Genomic DNA, 19,111 nt, shown 5'->3' on the forward strand with positions numbered 1-19,111 from the left:
CGTGTAAGTAATTAGCTGATGAAGGAGCTGAATGCACTTGCAAGGTTACACGATTGCCGCAAAAGGAACTAAAACTCAGAGCCGAATGCGTTCATTCATGAAATATGTCAATCGAAAAAAGTATTTATACTTGCTGCTTGTTCCCGTTCTCGCATATTACGCCGTTTTCCACTACGCTCCCATGTATGGGATCGTCATGGCTTTCCAGAATTACAACATGTTCCAAGGTGTATTCGGGAGCGAGTGGGTGGGTTTGTCGGTTATCGAAGAAGTCATCCATTCGAATGGGTTCTGGCTGTCGGTGCGAAATACGCTGTTTCTTAATCTGACCTCATTAATCATTGTGTTTCCGGCTCCGATCATTCTCGCGATTCTCCTCAATGAAGTGATTCGCGAGCGTTGGAAAAGGGTCATCCAGTCGGCCGTTTATTTGCCGCATTTCATATCATGGATTGTCCTCAGCGGCATCTTAATTCTGATGTTGTCTGAGAAAGGAATGATTAATCAATTTCTGGGGATTTTCGGAATCCCGGCTACTTCCTACTTATCGCACTCGTCGTCCTGGATTGTCGTCTATGTATTATCGGATATCTGGAAAGAGATCGGTTGGAGCTCGATCATTTACTTAGCCGCCATCGCAAGTTTGGACCCGTCGATCTATGAGGCTGCCAAAGTGGACGGCGCGAGTAAATGGAAACAAGTCTGGCATATCACGTTGCCGGGCATCAAGCCGACGATCATCTTGTTACTCATTCTGAATATCGGGCAGATGGTGTCGATCGGTTTTGAAAAGCCCTTCATGCTGGGCAACGCGATGGTATCCAATGTCGCGGACGTGATCAGTACGCACGTCTACACGAACGGGGTCACCAATACGAGGTACAGTTACTCCACCGCTGTCGGCATGTTTCAATCGGTTATTAATCTCATATTAATCGTTTCAGCGAATCAACTCAGCAAGAAGCTGACTAAAGAATCAATATGGTAGGTGAATCTTATGAAATTAAGCCGGTCTGATCAAGTGTATCAAGGTATTGTTCTAGTTCTTCTGTCTCTGCTGGCCCTTGTTTGTGTCATTCCCTTCATCCATGTCACAGCACTGTCCTTTAGCGGCATGGAAGCCATTGTGGACGGCAAAGTCTCATTCCTGCCGGTAGATTTTCAGCTGGATACGTACAAGCTCGTCTTGCAGGACCAAGCGATGCTTCGCTCCATTGGATTTACGGCCTTTGTGACGGTTCTCGGAACAGCGATCTCTTTATTTGTAACCATTTGCGCGGCCTATCCGCTGTCCAAATCCGACTTAAAGGGGAGAACGGTTTTCCTGCAGATCATCATATTCACGATGATGTTCAGCGGAGGGATGATTCCCACTTACTTGATCGTTAAATCGCTCGGACTCATCGATTCGGTGTGGGCGCTGATCCTGCCGGGACTCATTAATACCTTCTTCATGCTGATTGTGAAAACCTATTTCACCTCAACGATCCCGGATAGCGTGGAAGAGTCAGCCATGATTGACGGTTGTAATGAAATTCGAATGTTAATCAGCATCATTCTGCCGATGTCGATGCCGATTATTGCCACAATTGGCTTGTACTACGCGGTTCAATACTGGAATATGTTTTTCGCCGCGCTGCTTTACATTAATGATCCCGATAAGTTTACGCTGCAATTAAAGCTGAGACAGCTGCTCATCTTGGATCAGAACAGCGCCTCCATGAATCCGGAGGAACTGGGCCGTCAAGTGAGTGAATCCATCAAGTCGGCGACCATTATTATTACGGCCGTTCCCATTCTGCTTGTGTACCCGTGGCTGCAAAAACATTTTGTCAAAGGGGTGATGCTTGGCGCAGTGAAAGGTTAGGAAGGTTCAAGGGGAAATGGTGTACTATGAAATGAAGGGGAGATCGTATATGAAAAAAATGATGCGTTTGACGGTTCTATCACTTGTTACTTTACTCTCTTTAAGCGGTTTGATCGGCTGTTCGTCCAATTCCGCGGAAACGACAACTTCGAATAAACAGGAAACGGCAAAGGAAAGCACGGAAAAGACGACAAAGACGTCAAAGCTAAGGGTTGAGCTTCTTGATTTCGGCGATCTTCCGGCTTCGGAGGGAACGATCGATAATAACCGTTGGACGAAGTATGTAAAGGAAGAAGCTCTGAAATTCGGTGTGGATGTCGAGTTTCTAGTCGTACCCCGCAATCAGGAATCAGATAAAATTAATGTTCTTATGGCGAGCGGATCAGCTCCTGATCTGATTATGACTTACGACCGCAACCTGTTTCTAAATTATGCGAAGATGGGCGGATTGACCGACCTGACGCCTTATATGGACAAGGAAGGCGCGAATATTAAGAAGTATTTCGGGGATGAGTTCCTGAAATACGGTCAAGTGGATGGCAAGCAATTTTCCATTCCGGCAAGACGCGCTTCTTATGCCACCAACGGAGCGTTTATCCGCAAGGACTGGCTGGACCAATTAAAGCTGCCGGTGCCGCAAACGATTGAGGAATTTTACAATACACTGAAAGCGTTTAAAGATAATGCGGAGGCGCTGGGCACCAAGGATGTCATACCTATGGGGATGATTCCGCTGGGCGGCACCTATAATGGGATGAATGTCGCGCTTGAAGCGTTCGCGAAAACGCCGACGGATGAGGAAATTGCTTCTGTGCCGATCTTCCTGCGCGAAGGTGCGCTTGACGGCCTCAAGTTCATGAATAAGCTGTATCACGAAGGACTATTGAATAAGGAATTCGGTCTGGACAGTAACGGGCAGAAAATTAAAGAGCAGTATGCAAACAACCAGGTGGGGTTTGTCGCGAACCATTCTTCCTACCCATGGCTGGATCTTAGCATAAGCACACTTCGCAGTAAGGCGCCTGAAGCTGATTATGTGGCATTCCCTGGCGTCAAGAACAAGAGCGGCGAGATCGTGATGCAGCAGGGTCTTGAAATCGGTTTCTACAACATGGTTCCAAAAACATCCAAAAACCCGGAAGCCGCAGTCAAATATTTGGACTGGTTCGTGAATGAAGGCGGCAGCAAGCTGTTTTACGGATTTGAAGGTGAACACTATGAGATGAAAGACGGCAAAATGGTCGTTATAGATCCTGCTCACAATGCGAAAACGTTGAAGTTGGGCGGTTGGTTAGCGACGGTTTATAATATGACAGCGGACAAAGATCCGGCAAAACAGCGTGAATTGCTCAAAAATCGGATTACCGGCAAGGACGGCGAGTCCTACCTCGCAGGCATCCAGACTTTTGAGAAAGCGGGCAAGCGGCAAGTTGTCTTTAACGCTGTTCCTGACATGCAGATCAAATATGGAACAGCGCTTACCAAACTTACCAATGACTCGTTGACCCAGATCATGATGGCTACCCCTGATAAAGTGGAAAGCCAGTATAAGAAATTCGTGGACGAATATATGAGCGCGGGCGGGAAAGACGTGATGGACGAAGCGAAAAGGCTGTATGCTGAGATGAAGAAATAAGCAGATGCAAGGCGGGCGGATGAATGTATCCGCCCGTGTTTTTTGCTTTTTTTGACTAAAGTTTAGAACCCGGTGTCGGCGGCGAATGCCAAGTAACAGATTTCTAGATCGTCCACTGATCATGGACCACGCCCGTCAAATACCACACACCTTCACGCTGCTGATAGAATAACCGCAAGCTGCCCCAATCCATCCCGTCCACCTTCGGATCAAACCCGTTGAAATGATACTCCACCATAATCGCATCCGCGTAGATGCCGGGTTCACGGGAGTTATCCAAGGTGTTGCCTTTGCCGATGACTTGGTTATATCCCGTTGTCTCAGCTTGAGCGTAGTCGTGCGGGTAGATAAATTTCTCTGCATATTGTGCAAAAGAAAGCATAATCGGCTCCCCGGAACCGTCATGTGTGCCCCAAGTCAACTTGGCGGGATCTTTGAATTGTTTCTCCAGTTGGTCCGGCTTCAGGACCACATCCTTGGCAGTGTCGATATGAGCGTAAGGAGAGAAGCGTACTCCGGTTTCTGGATGAACAAAGGCTGCGATAGCTTTCCAATCTTGATCGCGAATGGCCTCGATGACTTTGGTTGTTTGCTCGCCAATGGTTTCTTGGGCCTCTGCCGGCGTCAGCGCAGCACCGTTAATTGGCGAGGAACCTTCAGACACCGCGTTGTTGTCGGGTGGAGCGCTTGTGTCCGCCGATTTATTTTGACCGCAGCCTGTAAGGAAACTAATCGTAATCACCAATGAGACCAAGAACAAACCTAATGTTGCCGACCGAATCTTCATCACACTTCACTCCTCAGGTGACATTGATACTGTTAGAGACGGCGTATATGGTAAAAAGTTGCAGATTAAGGATGGGTTAAAGTACCAAAGTGGTCAACTCAACTACTTGCTATAATGTTAGGGCTATATCATTTTGTGCGAAAAGGGAGCGTTTCACTTCAATGGTTACAGTTAAAGATGCGGAACAGTACTTAAGAAAACAAATAGGTGAACATACGGATGACATCCAGTTCATATGGGAGGCTTTCAAAGCATTCGGCAAACAGCCGGTTGAAGGGGAAGAAGAGATTGCCTTGTTAGTGGAGTGCGGTGTATATGATTTTACAGGGAAAGCGCAGTTTCACTTCAATTTTACGAGACAATTTACCGTTTATGAGGGTGAGGAGTATGTGGGGATGGAGCAGTTGCATGCTTTGTTTCTTTTTGAAGCTAAGGAAACGCTGGAGTCTCTGAAGATGTGTAAATGGTTTTTTAGTAATGAGGGGACCGATGTGGAGGAATTCTACACGGAGATTGAGAATGCGGAGGAATTTAAATTGGCGATGAAAGGGCAGCCGATCTCATTCCAGCTTTATCAAGATGAGGTGTGATAATAATATAAAGCTGTACCCGGCACGGTGTCCGAGTACAGCCCTACTCCTCAATTCTGCTTCGTCAAAATCCACCGTTGCCAAGGATGACCGAAGTCTGTCCATTGCTGCGCATCGACATCATCGGACAAAGAGCCGTCGCCGATTTCCAATGATCGTTGGGTGTATTTGTTTGTTATTTTGTAGCTGCCATCCGATTGTTCATCTATAAACCAAGCTTGGTTCGATTGATTGTTGCCGTATCCCCAAAGGGTGACGGGCGCGCCGTCAATCGCATCCCATGTGCCGTCGAGCGACTTATTGTTGTAAACGTTGATTATCTTATAGCTGCCATCCGGCAATTTGGTAATTGTCCATTGCTGATTAGACTGTCCGGGTACATACGTCCATTGTTTCACAGGTACGCCGTCCGTAAAATCCCAACCGACATCGAGCGCTTTGTTGCTGTTCTTATTCTGGATCGCATAGACGCCGTCTTCAAGCGGTCCGCCGCCTGAACCGCCTGTGCCGTTCGGCTGGCCGTAAACGAATCCGTTGCCGGCGAATCCGATGAATATGCGTCCAAACATATCTTTATCCGCTTCCATAGCCGTAACAGCATCATAGAGTCCTAACGGATAGGTTGCAAGCTTCTCCCAGTTCGCGGCTTGGTCCGTGGAACGCCACACACCGAAATCCCCGTTCACTTTACCCGTAATGTAGAAAGCAGGATAACCTCCGGCTGAAGCCGCTTTCCCGAAGGCGAAATTAGCCACATCTTTGAGCTCGCTGAGTTCAGTCCAATTTAACCCGCCGTCCGTGGAACGCCACATGGAGAACTCCGCTCCGTCCTGATGCCCGAACGTTAAGTACAAATGTCCTGCTTTGCCGGGAACAGCTTTCAACTGAGCGTTGAAATATCCCAATGCCCAGCCTTTAGGAATGGTTGAATTAATCAAAGTCCAATTTTCGCCGCCGTTGGTGCTTCGGTAGATTCCTTGGCTCTGGTGATAAAGATAGAACGTGTTATCGTTGACGGAATCCGCAGCCAATACCTGCCTGTGCAGATAGTTGGCAAAATGGGAACCGCCGTTATACTTCCCTTCGTTATCCACCATGCTTTCGGTGCCGGGCAGGATGACTTGTGTCCAGGATTGCCCTTTATTTTTGCTGAAATGAAGGGCTCTGTTGTAAGTAGGCAACCATACAAGATTGTTAATATTGTTAGAAGCTACGGCAATATTCCCGAATTTCAGATCGGCCGGATGCGTGCCGCTTGTAATGGAGCCGAATAAACTCCAGGTTGACCCGCCGTCTTCGGAATAACCGCTCTGATTGGATAATCCGTCTTCTGTACAACAATACCGGTGGTCATTGGCTGCCGTAACGATAAAGCTCGGCGTGTCATAGGCATAATCCAGATCCCAGCCGGAATTAAACCGTGAAGTCGGCTTATGAACGGATGGATACTGATCCAGCTGTTCATGACGGAATATGGCGCGGTCCCAGAAAGCAGATACCGGTTTACCGCCCGCAGGGGCGACCATATCGTTCGAGACCAGTTCCTCGATGCCGTTGTTAACCGACGTCCAGTTTAAATCGCCGTCATTAATATCGGTCGTCGTCCATACCCCGATGCCTTGTGCAAACCATAGGCGATCCGGAACTACAGGATCGAAGACAATGGATCCGACGGACATATAGTTTTCCTCGGTCCATCCAAGCCACGGTATGTCAGATGCCGTTCGCGATTTACTTGGATAAGACCAGGAACCCGAAGCTCCACCGTTCGTGGAGCGGGCGGTGTCCGCACCGGAGGTGAACGCGAATATCTTGTTGGAGTTGGCCGGTTGAACGGCAACATCCACATAATAGCTTCCGTTCGGGGAGACGTTGGTCCACACCCCCGCTTTAAACTTCCACACACTTCCGGCCGCTAGATACAAGGTGCCGTCATTCGCGATGGACAAGTCCTCGAACACGCTGGTGTCCGCCGGTCCGGTGCCGCCGGTAATCTTGCTCCAATTGGCTCCGGCATCGATGCTGCGGTAGAACCCTTTTTTGTACACAGTCGCGTAGATCACTTTAGTTTTCACCACGCTGCCTGACGATAATGTGCCGCCGCTTGGATCGAATATAACTTGACCCGCGCCGTAATCACTCTCACCCGAGCGGGGTACAGCCGTCACCTCGGACCACGCGTTACCGCCGTCCTCTGTCCTCAGCAGTCCGTTCGCAATGGAACCGTAGTAAACGATATTAGCGTTGGCCGGATCGACAGCCAGTCGTTCTCCCTGCTGCCTGCCGTTGCCGTTAGGATTGGAAGCCGCCGTCAGGTTGCCGCGATACCAGTTCTCCCCACGGTCCCATGATTTATAGACACTGTTGTTGTACGCCATATACGCCGTATTGTCATTTCCCGGAGCTCCCACAATACTTAGGACGCCCGTCATACCGTAGGGGCTCTCATCTTGCATAGATTCCGAGGTTACAACCTGTTTCCAGGAAGTGCGGTCCGCGTTTAACCGATAGGCTCCGCCCACATCTGTTCTTACATAGACCACGTTACCCCAAGGGTGCGCATCCACGCCTGTTACCCAGCCGCCTGCGCCTGTTTTTAGCGTTTTCCAATCATATTGCGATGAAATATCCGTAGTAGCTGCAGAAGCGGAAGGATTTCCAGGAGCCCACAGCGCGGCGAGCATTATCAAGACAACAGCCAGCCAAATTCGGTTTGCATACTTCATAATCGACATCAGTTACCTCCCGTATAGTGGAATGTGAAGTCAAGACAGGGGTTAAAGCGTTTTCATTTCAATTGTCAAAATCATTCATTCTCCCCTCTCCGCCCCGGAATGATCTCGGTTTCACTTCGACCCTAGGTTAGCATGACCGGTAACCTGTTGGGAACTTGGAAAAGCGTCAGAAACGACATGAATCTAATCATATGCAGGAGAGGCAAGAGATGACGCAAGCAAGGGGTACTCATGACAGACTTGCATGGTTGCGGACTTGTAAACGCTTTACACTATTACCAAACCTAGATTAGGAGGATCGGAAAGCGATGAATGTCATAGAGCAACGCAGCCGGTTACAGGCGACCTTAAGGGGTCTCCGGGAAGGTAAGCTGAAAGTGGGATTTCTGGGCACATCCATTACGGATGCCCGCGTCAATCATAATTGGCCGGAAGCCGTGATGCGATGGTTCAGCACTGCATATCCCCATGTGAAATTCCAGATCGAGAATGCGGCAATCGCCGGTACGGGAAGCGAGCTTGCCGTGTTTCGGGCGAAGAGAGATATCACGGATCAGGCGTGCGATCTAGTATTTGTGGAGTACGCGGTGAATGACCCTGCGGATTCCGGCGAACGACGAATTAAAGTCAGGGAAAGCTTGTTGCGTCAGCTCATGAAATCAGATTGCGACATTGTTCTTGTCTACACGTTCCATCAATCCATGTATGGCGATATGGCCAAAGGGAATGTTCCGGATACGGTGGCTGAATTTGAGAGGCTTGCCGAACATTACCGGTTGAATACGGTGTGGATGTCTCTGCATGCGATCCAGCAAGTAAAATTCGGACTCATGCGATGGGAAGAATGGCTGCCTGACGGGCTGCATCCGACGGAACGAGGGAGCTTGGCTTATGCGGAAAGCGTCATTGAATTCCTGAAACAGGCGCTGCGGTCCGAGGAATCGTACAGGCTTCCCGCCGCTCGCGAAGGTAAGACCACGGAGCCTTTAATTCCGGGCGTGTGGGAAGAGATTCACCTGCTGCCGCTTGAACAGCTTTCCACGGAAGGCCCATGGCTGCTGCGGAACTGGCCGCAGCTGCCCTGGATCCATGAGCTTCTGGAAACTTCGGCGATCGGCGCTAAGGTTACGATCCCTTTTGAAGGGAGGGGAATTGCACTCGGATTCGACTTTGGCTTCTATTCTGCGGAGTTCAGGTATGCGCTGGATGGCGGGGAATGGCTTTACAGTAACCGGGAACGTCCATATTGGTACCCGGACACCGGACTGTTTATCGTAAACACGTTGTTCGACGATCTGCCGGTTGGTCCGCATGAATTGTCTGTTGAAGTGATCCACGGCGACAGCGAGAACTGTAAAGGAACCCGGTTCCGATTGGCCTTTGCAGCCGAAATCCGATAGGAACTATGAAATTTGAAGGAGGAGTTGAGAAGATGCACAAAAGGATTTTGAAAGCGTTACCTAAGTGGATGGTATTTACTTTGCTTGTCACAACCCTAGTTGGCGGATTTTCTTTAGGCGCAGTACAACCTGCTCTTGCGAACGCGTTGTCCGTCGACAGCGCTGACTTGTGGACCGTCAACAACGGTGCGGACATCTCCGCATCGAACGGATGGCAGAAGATCACTATACCTAATCCCGATCTGGATTGGCAGACCCAATTGGGCTTCAATGCGCGTACGATTGAAGCGGGCAAGACCTATAAACTCTCGTTTGAAGCCTATGCGGATCAGGAAAAGGCCGTGGTGCTCCAATCATACAAAGGGTATGAGTGGAAGGGCTACAATCCGTTCACAGTGACTGCGCAACCCACTACTTATCATATTGACCTTTCCTATCCGGAGGCTGTGGGCGAATTGACACTGAAGCTCCAGATCGGACATCTGAACACCTTGTATATTCGCAATGTTCAACTTACGGACCCTTCTTCTCAGCCGCCGTTATCCTCGAATGCGGACCTGACGGATATTCAGTTGGACGGCGTTAATCTGCAGGGATTTGAGCCAAGTAAAGTCAATTACCGGTTTACAATGCCGGAAGGGGTCACCACCGTTCCTGCCGTAACGGGCAATGTTTATGATTCGAAGGCTTCTGCGGAGATTGAGCAGGCACCGGCTATCCCGGGTACTGCCAAGATTAAAGTAACGGCTGAAGACGGCGTGACGGTAAAACGTTATGAAGTCCGGTTCGAGGAAGCTACGACATACCTGGTCAATAGTACATTTGACGATGAGCCAGCCGGCACCGAACCAGATGGTTGGGAGAACTTGGGCGGTGGTTCGGTATCCGTTTACGAAAGTGCCGATGCGAATATTTACAATCGCGGTGATGCCGGGAACAAGGTGCTGAAGACATTCCATAGCGGATGGGGTGCCAACGGGATGAAGAAGGTGTTCGCACCCCAATCCGGTACGGTCACGCTGGAATACAAGTTCATGGATACGAAGCCCGGCGCGGCATCCGTGCTGCGTGTGAAGGACAGTGTCACAGGCAAGGAAGCGCTGAACGTGATGCAGTTCTTCAATCTCAAGTTTAATATGGACGCCGAGAATGTGGATGCTGTGTTTCTATCCGGGTACACACCGGAAAGCTGGGTGACCGTGAAGCTGGTGATGCAAGTTCAAACCAAGAAATTTAATTTGTATTTGAATGATGCGTTAAAGCTGGAGAACCAGACATTCAAGGATCCTACGGTATCCGCAGTGGATACGCTCACCTTCGAGCACGTGTCATGGGCGAATTCAGAGGATGCGACCTCCGTCGCTCATCAGGCCCATACCTATCTGGACGATATTCTGCTGAATGCGGGTCCTGTTCCGGCGACCGCGCTAGCTAACGGTGACTTTAGCGGGACTGATCTCGCTCCATGGATACCCGGAGGGGGTATTGTGGCGGAGAACATCGGAGGGCATGCTTCCATTCGGGTTGCGGCAAACGCCGCCGATGGCCGATTGGAGCAGGCAGGGTTGAAACTCAAGGCGGACGTTGACTACAACCTGCGCTTCCAGATGCGCTCTTCCACTGCCGGCGCAATGACGGTTAAGCTGCTGAATGGCAGCGGTGCCGTGCTTGATTCGGAGACGATTCATGCGGGATCTGCCGCGCCAACGGTGTACACGCTGCCGTTCAAGGCGGAAGGGAATGCGACAGCCCTCGGTAACGCAAAGCTCGTATTTGAATTTCAGGCTGCGGATGACACACCGGACGACTACGTCCTCGGAAATATTAGCTTGTTGCCTGCGGAAGCCGCGCCACCGGAACTTAACAAGACGGCCTATTTCTCGGTATCGGATGCGAAAGCAGAACCCTTGAAATCGAATCGGATTTCTGTAAAGAAGGTTCGCATTCGCGCCGCGATGAACAATGAGTCATTCGTTACCCGCAGCGGTGTCATGGTCATCGGCCTGTATAACGCGCAGAATCAACTCATTCGCCAAGTGTATGGCGGTAAATCCCTCACTTCGGGAGCCGGCACCCGCTTATCCGCCGTCTTCACGATGCCTGCGGATGCCCATGGATATTCGGTGCGAATCGGGGTGTGGGATACGTATTCCAGCAAGAATGAACTGTCTTCTGTTAGGCGGATTTCAATAGATTAAACAACGCTTTGAACATGTCAAAGCCAGAACCGGAAAGGATTGTGACAATATGAGCAGAAGCTTCAAATGGACCAGAGTATGGCTCTCGGTCGCTGTAATTACTTCCATGCTGTGCACGGGCTTGACCGCTCCTGTACCCGGAGGCGCATCAGGTATAGCCCAGGCAGCAACGGGGGGCGCGGCTACAACAGCCGAAGCGGCAAAGCCATGGATTTGGAACAATATCGACTTTCAGGGCATGGGCTGGGTGACAGGGGTTGCGGTACAGGAGTATCCCCCTTATTCGCTCTATGTCCGTACGGATGTAGGGGGAGCGTTTCGGTATGACCGGGACAAAGAAGAATGGATTTCCATTACGGATATGTTCGGCATGGACGACCGCGGTCACTATGAAGTGGAAAGTATAAACGTGGGTCCGGACCCGGCTAATCCGGGTGTAGTCTATATGGCTTCCTCGGGTACCGAACAGGAAGGCATCATCTACAAGTCGTCCGATTTCGGTGCCACATGGACCAACCTGGATGTGCCCGAGCACGTTCATATCGGGGGGAATCAGATGTACAGGATGAACACGGGCGAGCGGCTGACCGTGGATCCGAACAACAGCGATGTCATTTATTACGCATCCCGTGAAGACGGCGTCTGGAAGAGAGCCGCAGACGGAACGTGGAGCCAGCTGGGAGGCGGCTTGCCAACGAACACGGATACGGCTGCAGAGGATATCGGCACAACCTTTGTTGTGATGGATAAGAACGGAGGTGTTACGCCTCAAGGATTGACGAGTATATTCTACGTTGGTGTTTACGATGACGGTGTATACAAGACGACCGACGGCGGCAAAACGTTTGTGAAGCTTACGGCCGGAACCGCATTCTATGAGAAACAGCCGATGCAGGCGATTACACATGAAGACGGCACGCTGTTTGTCAACAGCGGTCTGCTCCAGAACGGCACGAATACGACCCATGGATTGATTCAGACCGCAGCGCGGAAAGAAACGGCGTTAAGAATTGCCTACGATACGGCGACGAATGATTTCGCCTTAAAGCAAATTCGCGGACTGGACATCGACCCATCGAATCCCGACAAGATCGTTGCCCAGACGGACGCCAATGATGAGACAGGGCTGCTGTTGATCAGTGAAGACAAAGGAGTTACCTGGACAACGAAGCGTGAAGTGATTGACTTTACGAAGGATCCGGCCTTTATCCCTTCCTGGTGGTCACACGGATCACGCGGACCGCTGGTGATTGACCCTGCAAACCCCAATGCGGTGTGGACCTTAAACGGATTCGGCGTGTTCCGGATTGAAGATATTACCGCACCGCAGCCTAAATTCGGATTTGTCATGAAGGGGCTGGAGGAGCTCGTCAGTAATTTTCTGCGTGTCGCTCCTTACTATGGCGGATATGATGTGCACGGCAGTGTGATGGATATGGGGGGCTTCTCGATTCGGGACCGCAAGGCGAATGTGCCGAGCCGGTTAGTTAATCAGAAATACGCCGGACCTCCTACCTGGGGAATTACATTGAATCAGATTTCAGGGATGGATTACAGCTATCAGAAACCGGAGAACATGGTTTATGTCGGATGGCACCAATTCAGTTATTATATGCAAAAAGATCTCTACTTCGGCACCACATCCGACGGCGGTCGCACTTGGACGGAGAGCCGTTTACCAAACTACGGTCTTAGCGGCGGACCGATCGCGATGTCTGCAACCGACCCCGACCGTCTTGTCTGGTCTCCGTCCGAGGGTTACGTGAAATACAGCACGGACCGCGGAGCGACGTGGCAGGATGCCTCTTCCGCATTCACCGCGGGGAATCAGATGGGTAAGTTGTATGAACGCATCACGCCTTGGTGGAGCCAGACTCAGAACCTTGCTTCGGACAAGGTGAACGGTTCCAAGTTCTATCTGTTCACGGAACGCAATGCGAGCACGGCAGAATTATTCATGAGCAGCGACTACGGACAAACGTGGCAGAAGACGTATACAGGTTTCGTGTCGACGGCCACGCTGCCAAGCGGGGAAATCGACATTACCGAGCCGAATCCGGACAACAAGGTAAACGCGGGGGCTTTGCCGTTTACGAATGTACGGGTGAACCCGGTGAGGGAAGGCGACGTGTTTCTTGCGGTGAAGCCGATGGATTCGCATGATGAGAGAGCCCACATCTACCGGCCGTTATGGCGTTCCACGGATGCAACCGTCAGTGATTTCAAGACGGTGCCGAACGTTCAAGCCGCCATTGATGTGAGTTTCGGCAAGGGAGATTCGCCGGATATGCCTTATATCTATATTTTTGGTAAAGCGAACGGAGATGAGGATTCCGGTGTTTACGTGTCCAAAGATGACGGTAATACCTGGACGCGTCTGACCAATCCCGAAACGCAGCAGTTCGGAATCACTTCAGGTATTGAAGCGGATATGCGCTACAAGAACAGAGTCTACCTGTCGACAGACGGCCGCGGTGTTTTCTATGGTGAGCCTGAAGGGCTTCCGCAGATTGACATCACAGCAATTCAATCGGAGCAGGTGAAAACCGGCACCGCTTATGAAGGATTGGTATTGGAACCGGGTGCGAATGTAAGCATTCAAGCTGAAGCTAACGCCGCAGCGGGGTCTACGATAGAAGGCGTGGAATTCTATAACGGCTCGCAGCGAATCGGCGAGGATGTAACGGCACCTTGGTCATTGGATATGACCAATGCGGCAGCCGGCGACTACCGAATTACAGCGCGGGCTCTGGATCAGGAAGGCAGAGAACAACATTCCTCAGCCCGCTATTTCAGGGTTATCCAAGATATCGAGACCGGTTCCGTAACGTTCTCGAACGGGGAAGCCGCGCCATTGACGGCATTACCGGCAGGCGAATGGCTGGGTGCGGAAGCCGATATTAAGAACAATGCTTCCGTAAACCGCGAGATTACGATGGAAATGGTGTTGGAAGATGCGAAGGGGAAGGAAGTGGACGAGGTTTCCCTGACACAGTCTGTGGAACCGGGCCAAAGCGCGCCGTACGGGACGGGGCTGGAGTTGCCTGAAGTAACGGCAGGCCACAAGGTTCGCGTGTACGTATGGTCAGGCGAGGAGCGTCCTCAGGGATTGGCGCCGGCCGCAACAATCGCTTCAGCGGTTGTGCCGGAAGGACCAAAGGAGCCGAAGCCGGAAGAGCCAAAACCGGAGCAGCCAAAGCCGGAAGAGCCGAAACCGGAGCAGCCGAAACCGGAGCAGCCGAAGCCGGAAGAGCCAAAGCCGGAGCAGCCAAAGCCGGAAGAGCCGAAAACGGGCGGGTCCGGAGGTAACGGAACGGTCGGTCCGGTGACGGGCACAACCCCGTCAAGCGGAGAAACGCTTAACGGAACAGTTATCCAAGCAGCGACACCTGTCGTGACAGGCAAGGCAGCCGAAGTCGAGTTGACAGCCGATATCATGCTGAAAGCGATCGAGGAAGCCGCAAAAGCAGCGGACGGTTCAATTACCATTCGAATTCCTGCTGTGGCTAACGCGAATTCCGTCCTTCTCTCCATCCCGGAGCAGGTGTGGGTCAAGGCACTGGAGAACAACATTGCCCGGATCCGCATTGAAACGCAATGGGCGGTCATGAGTATCCGCACAGACGCGATTCAGGTCGACGGGAAGGGCGGATCAGAACCCATTCGGTTCTCCGTCGGTGTCACAGACTCAGCAGGTAAAGCCGCAGAGGCGGCCCAAGGCCGCACACTCTATGCCTTTACAGCAGAAGCCGATGGCCGCAATATTACACAATTCAATGGCTTCAAACCGGTTATAATTACCCTGAATGAAAGCTTGAAACCGGGAGATTCGGCGGATAAAGCTGTAGTGCTCTATGTGAAGGAGAACGGCGAAACTGAAATTATGAAAAGCACGATTGTGAATGCATCCAAAGGCACCGTGCAATTCGCTGTATCCCACTTCAGCGCGTTCACGTTGGCGATTCAACCTGTTTCCTTTACGGATGTATCAGACACACACTGGGCAATCCGTAATATTAACCGATTGACAGTCAGGGGAATTACTGCGGGAACCGGGAACGCGGCATTCCAGCCGAACCAAGCCGTTACCCGATATGAATTCGTACGCATGTTAACCGAAGCTTTAGAATTGAAAGGGAAGCAAACAACAGCTTCCTTCCCGGATGTGAAAACAGGCGCGTGGTACTCGGAATCGGTATCCGCTGCTGCGTCACTCGGTTTAATCTCCGGATACTCTGACGGCACATTCCGCGGAGAAGACCCGGTAACCCGGGAAGAGATGGCCGCATTCCTATGGAGATCCGTTGACTCGGCGGAGCGCAAGCTTCCTTCCGCAAGCACGGACCAAGCGTACAAAGACACAACGGACATCAGCCGGTTTGCCGAGACGGCCGTTAGCGGGCTGTCGAAAGCCGGAATTCTGAGCGGAGATGCGAACAGTCTGTTCCATCCGAAGAAATCCGCATCCAGAGCGGAAGCGACAGCGATCATCGACCGTCTCATGCAGATCGAAGACTAAAGGATTACACAGGCAAGGGAGTATAAACTGCGGTTTATGCTCCTTTTTTGTCATTGCGGTTCAGGCGGGGCTGCTATATACTTTTTCCATAATCTTGTTATTAAACGCTTTCATATCAACAGGCGGAGGAAAGCCATGACAGAGCCCCAACTTAAGTCGGGAATGCTGCATTCACTGAAAACCAGATTGATCGGAATTCTGGTGCTCAGCACGTTAATACCGGTGTTGCTCATCGGGTCTGTCTCTTACTACTCTATCTACTATTTGTTGCAAAATAAAGTCGAAAAAGGCATCCGTTATAACCTCCAACAGGAGAAGGAAAGTCTGGTTTCTATACTGGAAAATCTGGATTACGCGTCCAGGCAGCTTGCTTTTGAAGGGCAGATCGGCACTGATTTAAGAAGCTTTCTTGTGACCACGGACCCTTCCGAGAAGCTGGGACTGACCCGGAATATCGAGAAATATATGGATCTGGTCGGCTATACGAATCCTAATCTTGGCTTTATAGCGTATTACCTGCCCCGGGAGCAGACGTTTCTGTTTGACAATCAATTTGTGAAAGAAGCCGTTGATTTTCAAGCTGTTTCCAAGCTGTCCGCCAAAAATGACATTACTTATTACGGTCCGCACCCTTCCCTAATCGGAAAGTCGCATCCCGTATTGTCGATTTTGCGTCCGATTAAAGATTTTGAACCCGAATCCAGTATAGGCATCTATGTTGAGACGAACTTCAAGTTTCTCACATCCATGTTTAAGGGCACGCCCTACGGAATGCCTGTTTCCCATATCGTTGTGAATGCGGAAGGGCGAACGGTCTATACGGAAAATGATCAAGTCTACCCGTTGGGGGAAACGGTGAGCAGCATGCCGGAAAGCCACTATACCAAGTACAAGGATTACTATGTATTCGGCTCGAATAACGAACAGGGCTGGAAGCTGTTGATAACCGTAGATCCCGCTCATTATTCTTCCGAAATCCGTTCCTGGCTCCTTCGGTATATATTGCTGGCGCTCCTCTCCCTCTTGTGCACGCTGGTGCTTGGCTGGTTCTATTGGAGGGCAATTTACCGGCCGCTGCTGAAAGTAAAGAAAGAGATGCAAGGCATTGGCTTGAACAGTCTCGATAACAAAATACAGTTTACACAAATCCGCGAATTTGACGATTTGCTGCTTAAATTTGACCTGATGCGAGGACGGATCGCGGAATTGCTGCAGGAAGTGGAGAATAAAGAGCGGAACAAGCGCTTGCTGGAAGTGGAGAAGCTTCTGTACCAGATGAATCCTCATTTCATTCACAACACCATCAATACGGCCCAATGGCTTGCGATGATTAACGGGCAGGATGAGATAGTGAAATTGCTGGCGACGTTCTCGAGGCTGCTTAACTACAATATGGGCAAAGAGGGCGGGTTGGTTCCGGTGCGCGATGAAATCCATGCCCTGAAGGATTATGTGACACTGCAACAGATCCGGTATGATCATAAATTTAAAGTGGAATTCAGTATTAATGAACTTATGGAGGATGTACAGATCCCCCGATTCTTACTGCAGCCCCTGGTAGAAAATGCGATGTATCACGGGTTCAGGCATTCGGACGGCACCATCCGGGTTATCGTGCAGCCTCTCGGGGAAAATCGGGTGGAGCTGAAAGTGGAAGACAACGGAGCGGGGATGACGCAGGAGGAAATTCAACGGCTTTTTGAGAATAATGATCAGAAACGCAAGTCCGGTCTCGGTATCGGATTAAGCTTCGTAAACAATATCGTCCAGGTCACCTACGGAACTACCTATAAACTGGAAGTCAAGAGCAAGCTGGGTGAAGGAACCGAGATGAAACTGGTATTGCCGGTACGTGTCAAAGAGGAGGAGCCGTATGTTAAAAGTATTGGTGGTCGATGATGAACACCTTGTGCGTAAAGGGCTGATTCACATTATGCCGTGGGAGAAGTTCGGGTTAGCTGTAATCGGGGAATGCGATAACGGCGAGTCTGCCCTTGAATTCATGGAGCAGCAGGAACCGGATCTGTTATTCACGGATCTGACGATGCCGGTTATGGACGGCTTTGAATTGTTGAATGAAGTTGGACTACGGTATCCGAGGGTGCGGACCGTGGTTCTGACGTGTCATGCCGATTTCCAGTTCGTTCAGCAGGCGCTCCGTTTAGGGGCGATTGATTATGTGTTGAAGACGCAGCTGGAGAAAGACGCGCAAGAGGAGGTGCTTCGGCGCATCCGTCAGCGTATCGGACAGGACCAGCAGACGGAGAGCATCCGTGTTACCGCCGGAGCGCCCGGCGAACATTCCGCATGGGGTTTGCTGTTATGCCGTATGGGCAATCAGCAGCATCCTCCCGGTCGTCCGGAAGCTGCGGTTCCGGCGTCGGAATTTCCATGGGACGAGGGAGCCGCATATATAGAACTCACACCTGGGCATTTCTTCGCCGCCTTTTCCGGGGATGCGGATTCAAATCTATTGTTAAAGCGCGTGAATCCCCAGCATTGGATCGCCGTACTTGTGAGGGATATCGCGGGTTTCCAGGTAAATGGTCTTCATAAGTGGCTTCTTCGGTATGCGGAAACCCGGCTATTCTACGATTATTCCTCATCGGAACGAGCTGTGAAGTGCTCCCCGGAACACGACGGCGCCATGCCGGCCGCCAGGGAAGAAGAGTGGCTGACATTGGAGCAGCGGTGGCGTTCTTACCGATGGCTGGAGCATGAGGGGGAATTTCAGGCCTGGATCTCCGCCGTGGGCGAGGTAAAGCCTCCCCAAGAACGATTGCGCAAGTGTATAGGCGAATCTTTCAATGCATGGAATCATATCCGGGAGCTTCGGGAATCCCCTTCGCTGCAAACGGAGAATACAAAGTGGACCTTCTGGGAAGGCATGAGAAAGAGCTTAAGCGAAATCCGGGATATTCTGAGCACAAGCCGCCGAAGAACGGACTGTTCGCCGGATGTCTTCGTCAGTATTCTGAAATCACTGGAGATCATTAGTAAGGATTTGTGCAGAACGATGGACCAGAGTGAAGTGGCGGGAAGGGTTGGCCTCAGCCGAGGGTATTTCAGTAAAGTGTTTAAAGAGGTTGTCGGACTTCCCTTTCAGGAAGTGCTCCGGCTTGAACGGATTCGGAGAGCTAAGGAATTGTTGATGCACCCGGATCAATGGCCGATTTATAAAATCGCGGAAGAAACAGGGTTTCAGGATGACGCCTATTTCAGCCGGTTATTCCGCAACGAAACCGGCATGCTGCCGACCGAGTATCGCACACAAATCATAGCGGAAAAGCGATCCGCACCATAGATTGAAGAGGAGACCTGAATTCTGTCATCTGAGGCTGAAAGCCATGATGGAATTCAGGTCTTTTGCAGACGAACG

Annotated in this window: 11 protein-coding genes; 9 read left to right on the forward strand and 2 right to left on the reverse strand. The window is 50.8% G+C overall.

Annotated features, from left to right (window positions below; genetic code table 11):
* The first annotated feature begins 97 nt into the window (after positions 1–97).
* The 3 genes from SY83_RS04835 to SY83_RS04845 are packed head-to-tail and all read left to right on the forward strand — an operon-like array spanning position 98 to position 3,503.
* Positions 98–988 carry an ABC transporter permease gene (locus SY83_RS04835; RefSeq protein ID WP_231891380.1) on the forward strand — a complete coding sequence of 297 codons (891 nt, stop codon included), beginning with the start codon at positions 98–100 and terminating at the stop codon, positions 986–988.
* Between the two features lie 9 nt (positions 989–997).
* Complete coding sequence (locus SY83_RS04840; protein ID WP_068604764.1) at positions 998–1,867, forward strand: carbohydrate ABC transporter permease; 870 nt, start codon at positions 998–1,000, stop codon at positions 1,865–1,867.
* A gap of 49 nt (positions 1,868–1,916) precedes the next feature.
* Positions 1,917–3,503, forward strand: coding sequence for an extracellular solute-binding protein (locus SY83_RS04845; RefSeq protein ID WP_068604766.1), 1,587 nt, complete (start codon positions 1,917–1,919; stop codon positions 3,501–3,503).
* A 103-nt stretch (positions 3,504–3,606) separates the two neighbouring features.
* On the opposite strand, the gene SY83_RS04850 is transcribed toward SY83_RS04845, so the two are convergent.
* Entirely contained in the window at positions 3,607–4,290 is a 684-nt protein-coding gene (locus tag SY83_RS04850; protein WP_068604768.1) for a hypothetical protein, read from the reverse strand.
* A 161-nt stretch (positions 4,291–4,451) separates the two neighbouring features.
* Between SY83_RS04850 and SY83_RS04855 the strand changes: the two genes are divergently transcribed.
* Complete coding sequence (locus tag SY83_RS04855) at positions 4,452–4,880, forward strand: hypothetical protein (protein ID WP_068604770.1); 429 nt, start codon at positions 4,452–4,454, stop codon at positions 4,878–4,880.
* A gap of 50 nt (positions 4,881–4,930) precedes the next feature.
* Here SY83_RS04855 and SY83_RS04860 read toward each other — a convergent pair whose 3' ends face one another.
* On the reverse strand, positions 4,931–7,615 hold the full coding sequence (locus tag SY83_RS04860; protein ID WP_068604772.1) for an RICIN domain-containing protein: 2,685 nt from the start codon (positions 7,613–7,615) through the stop codon (positions 4,931–4,933).
* A gap of 308 nt (positions 7,616–7,923) precedes the next feature.
* Between SY83_RS04860 and SY83_RS04865 the strand changes: the two genes are divergently transcribed.
* From SY83_RS04865 to SY83_RS04885, 5 genes are all read left to right on the forward strand, one after another.
* Complete coding sequence (locus SY83_RS04865) at positions 7,924–9,015, forward strand: SGNH/GDSL hydrolase family protein (RefSeq protein ID WP_068604773.1); 1,092 nt, start codon at positions 7,924–7,926, stop codon at positions 9,013–9,015.
* 32 nt (positions 9,016–9,047) lie between these two features.
* Entirely contained in the window at positions 9,048–11,213 is a 2,166-nt protein-coding gene (locus SY83_RS04870) for a cadherin-like beta sandwich domain-containing protein (protein WP_068604775.1), read from the forward strand.
* Positions 11,214–11,262: 49 nt separating this feature from the next.
* Positions 11,263–15,732, forward strand: coding sequence for an S-layer homology domain-containing protein (locus tag SY83_RS04875; protein ID WP_068604778.1), 4,470 nt, complete (start codon positions 11,263–11,265; stop codon positions 15,730–15,732).
* Between the two features lie 135 nt (positions 15,733–15,867).
* Positions 15,868–17,631, forward strand: a complete 1,764-nt coding sequence (locus SY83_RS04880) for a sensor histidine kinase (RefSeq protein WP_068604781.1) — start codon at positions 15,868–15,870, stop codon at positions 17,629–17,631.
* A complete protein-coding gene (locus SY83_RS04885) occupies positions 17,606–19,036 on the forward strand; it encodes a response regulator transcription factor (protein ID WP_068604783.1) in 1,431 nt (476 codons plus the stop codon). Before SY83_RS04880 ends, SY83_RS04885 begins: the two co-directional genes overlap by 26 nt.
* The last annotated feature ends 75 nt before the right edge of the window (positions 19,037–19,111 follow it).

The organism is Paenibacillus swuensis (assembly GCF_001644605.1).
Lineage (GTDB): Bacteria > Bacillota > Bacilli > Paenibacillales > DY6 > Paenibacillus_N > Paenibacillus_N swuensis.

Coding starts and splice junctions, on each gene's coding strand:
- SY83_RS04865 (WP_068604773.1), top strand. CDS start 7,924: ATGAATGTCATAGAGCAACGCAGCCGGTTACAGGCGACCTTAAGGGGT.
- SY83_RS04845 (WP_068604766.1), top strand. CDS start 1,917: ATGAAAAAAATGATGCGTTTGACGGTTCTATCACTTGTTACTTTACTC.
- SY83_RS04880 (WP_068604781.1), top strand. CDS start 15,868: ATGACAGAGCCCCAACTTAAGTCGGGAATGCTGCATTCACTGAAAACC.
- SY83_RS04840 (WP_068604764.1), top strand. CDS start 998: ATGAAATTAAGCCGGTCTGATCAAGTGTATCAAGGTATTGTTCTAGTT.
- SY83_RS04860 (WP_068604772.1), bottom strand. CDS start 7,615: ATGTCGATTATGAAGTATGCAAACCGAATTTGGCTGGCTGTTGTCTTG.
- SY83_RS04875 (WP_068604778.1), top strand. CDS start 11,263: ATGAGCAGAAGCTTCAAATGGACCAGAGTATGGCTCTCGGTCGCTGTA.
- SY83_RS04870 (WP_068604775.1), top strand. CDS start 9,048: ATGCACAAAAGGATTTTGAAAGCGTTACCTAAGTGGATGGTATTTACT.
- SY83_RS04850 (WP_068604768.1), bottom strand. CDS start 4,290: ATGAAGATTCGGTCGGCAACATTAGGTTTGTTCTTGGTCTCATTGGTG.
- SY83_RS04885 (WP_068604783.1), top strand. CDS start 17,606: ATGTTAAAAGTATTGGTGGTCGATGATGAACACCTTGTGCGTAAAGGG.
- SY83_RS04855 (WP_068604770.1), top strand. CDS start 4,452: ATGGTTACAGTTAAAGATGCGGAACAGTACTTAAGAAAACAAATAGGT.
- SY83_RS04835 (WP_231891380.1), top strand. CDS start 98: ATGAAATATGTCAATCGAAAAAAGTATTTATACTTGCTGCTTGTTCCC.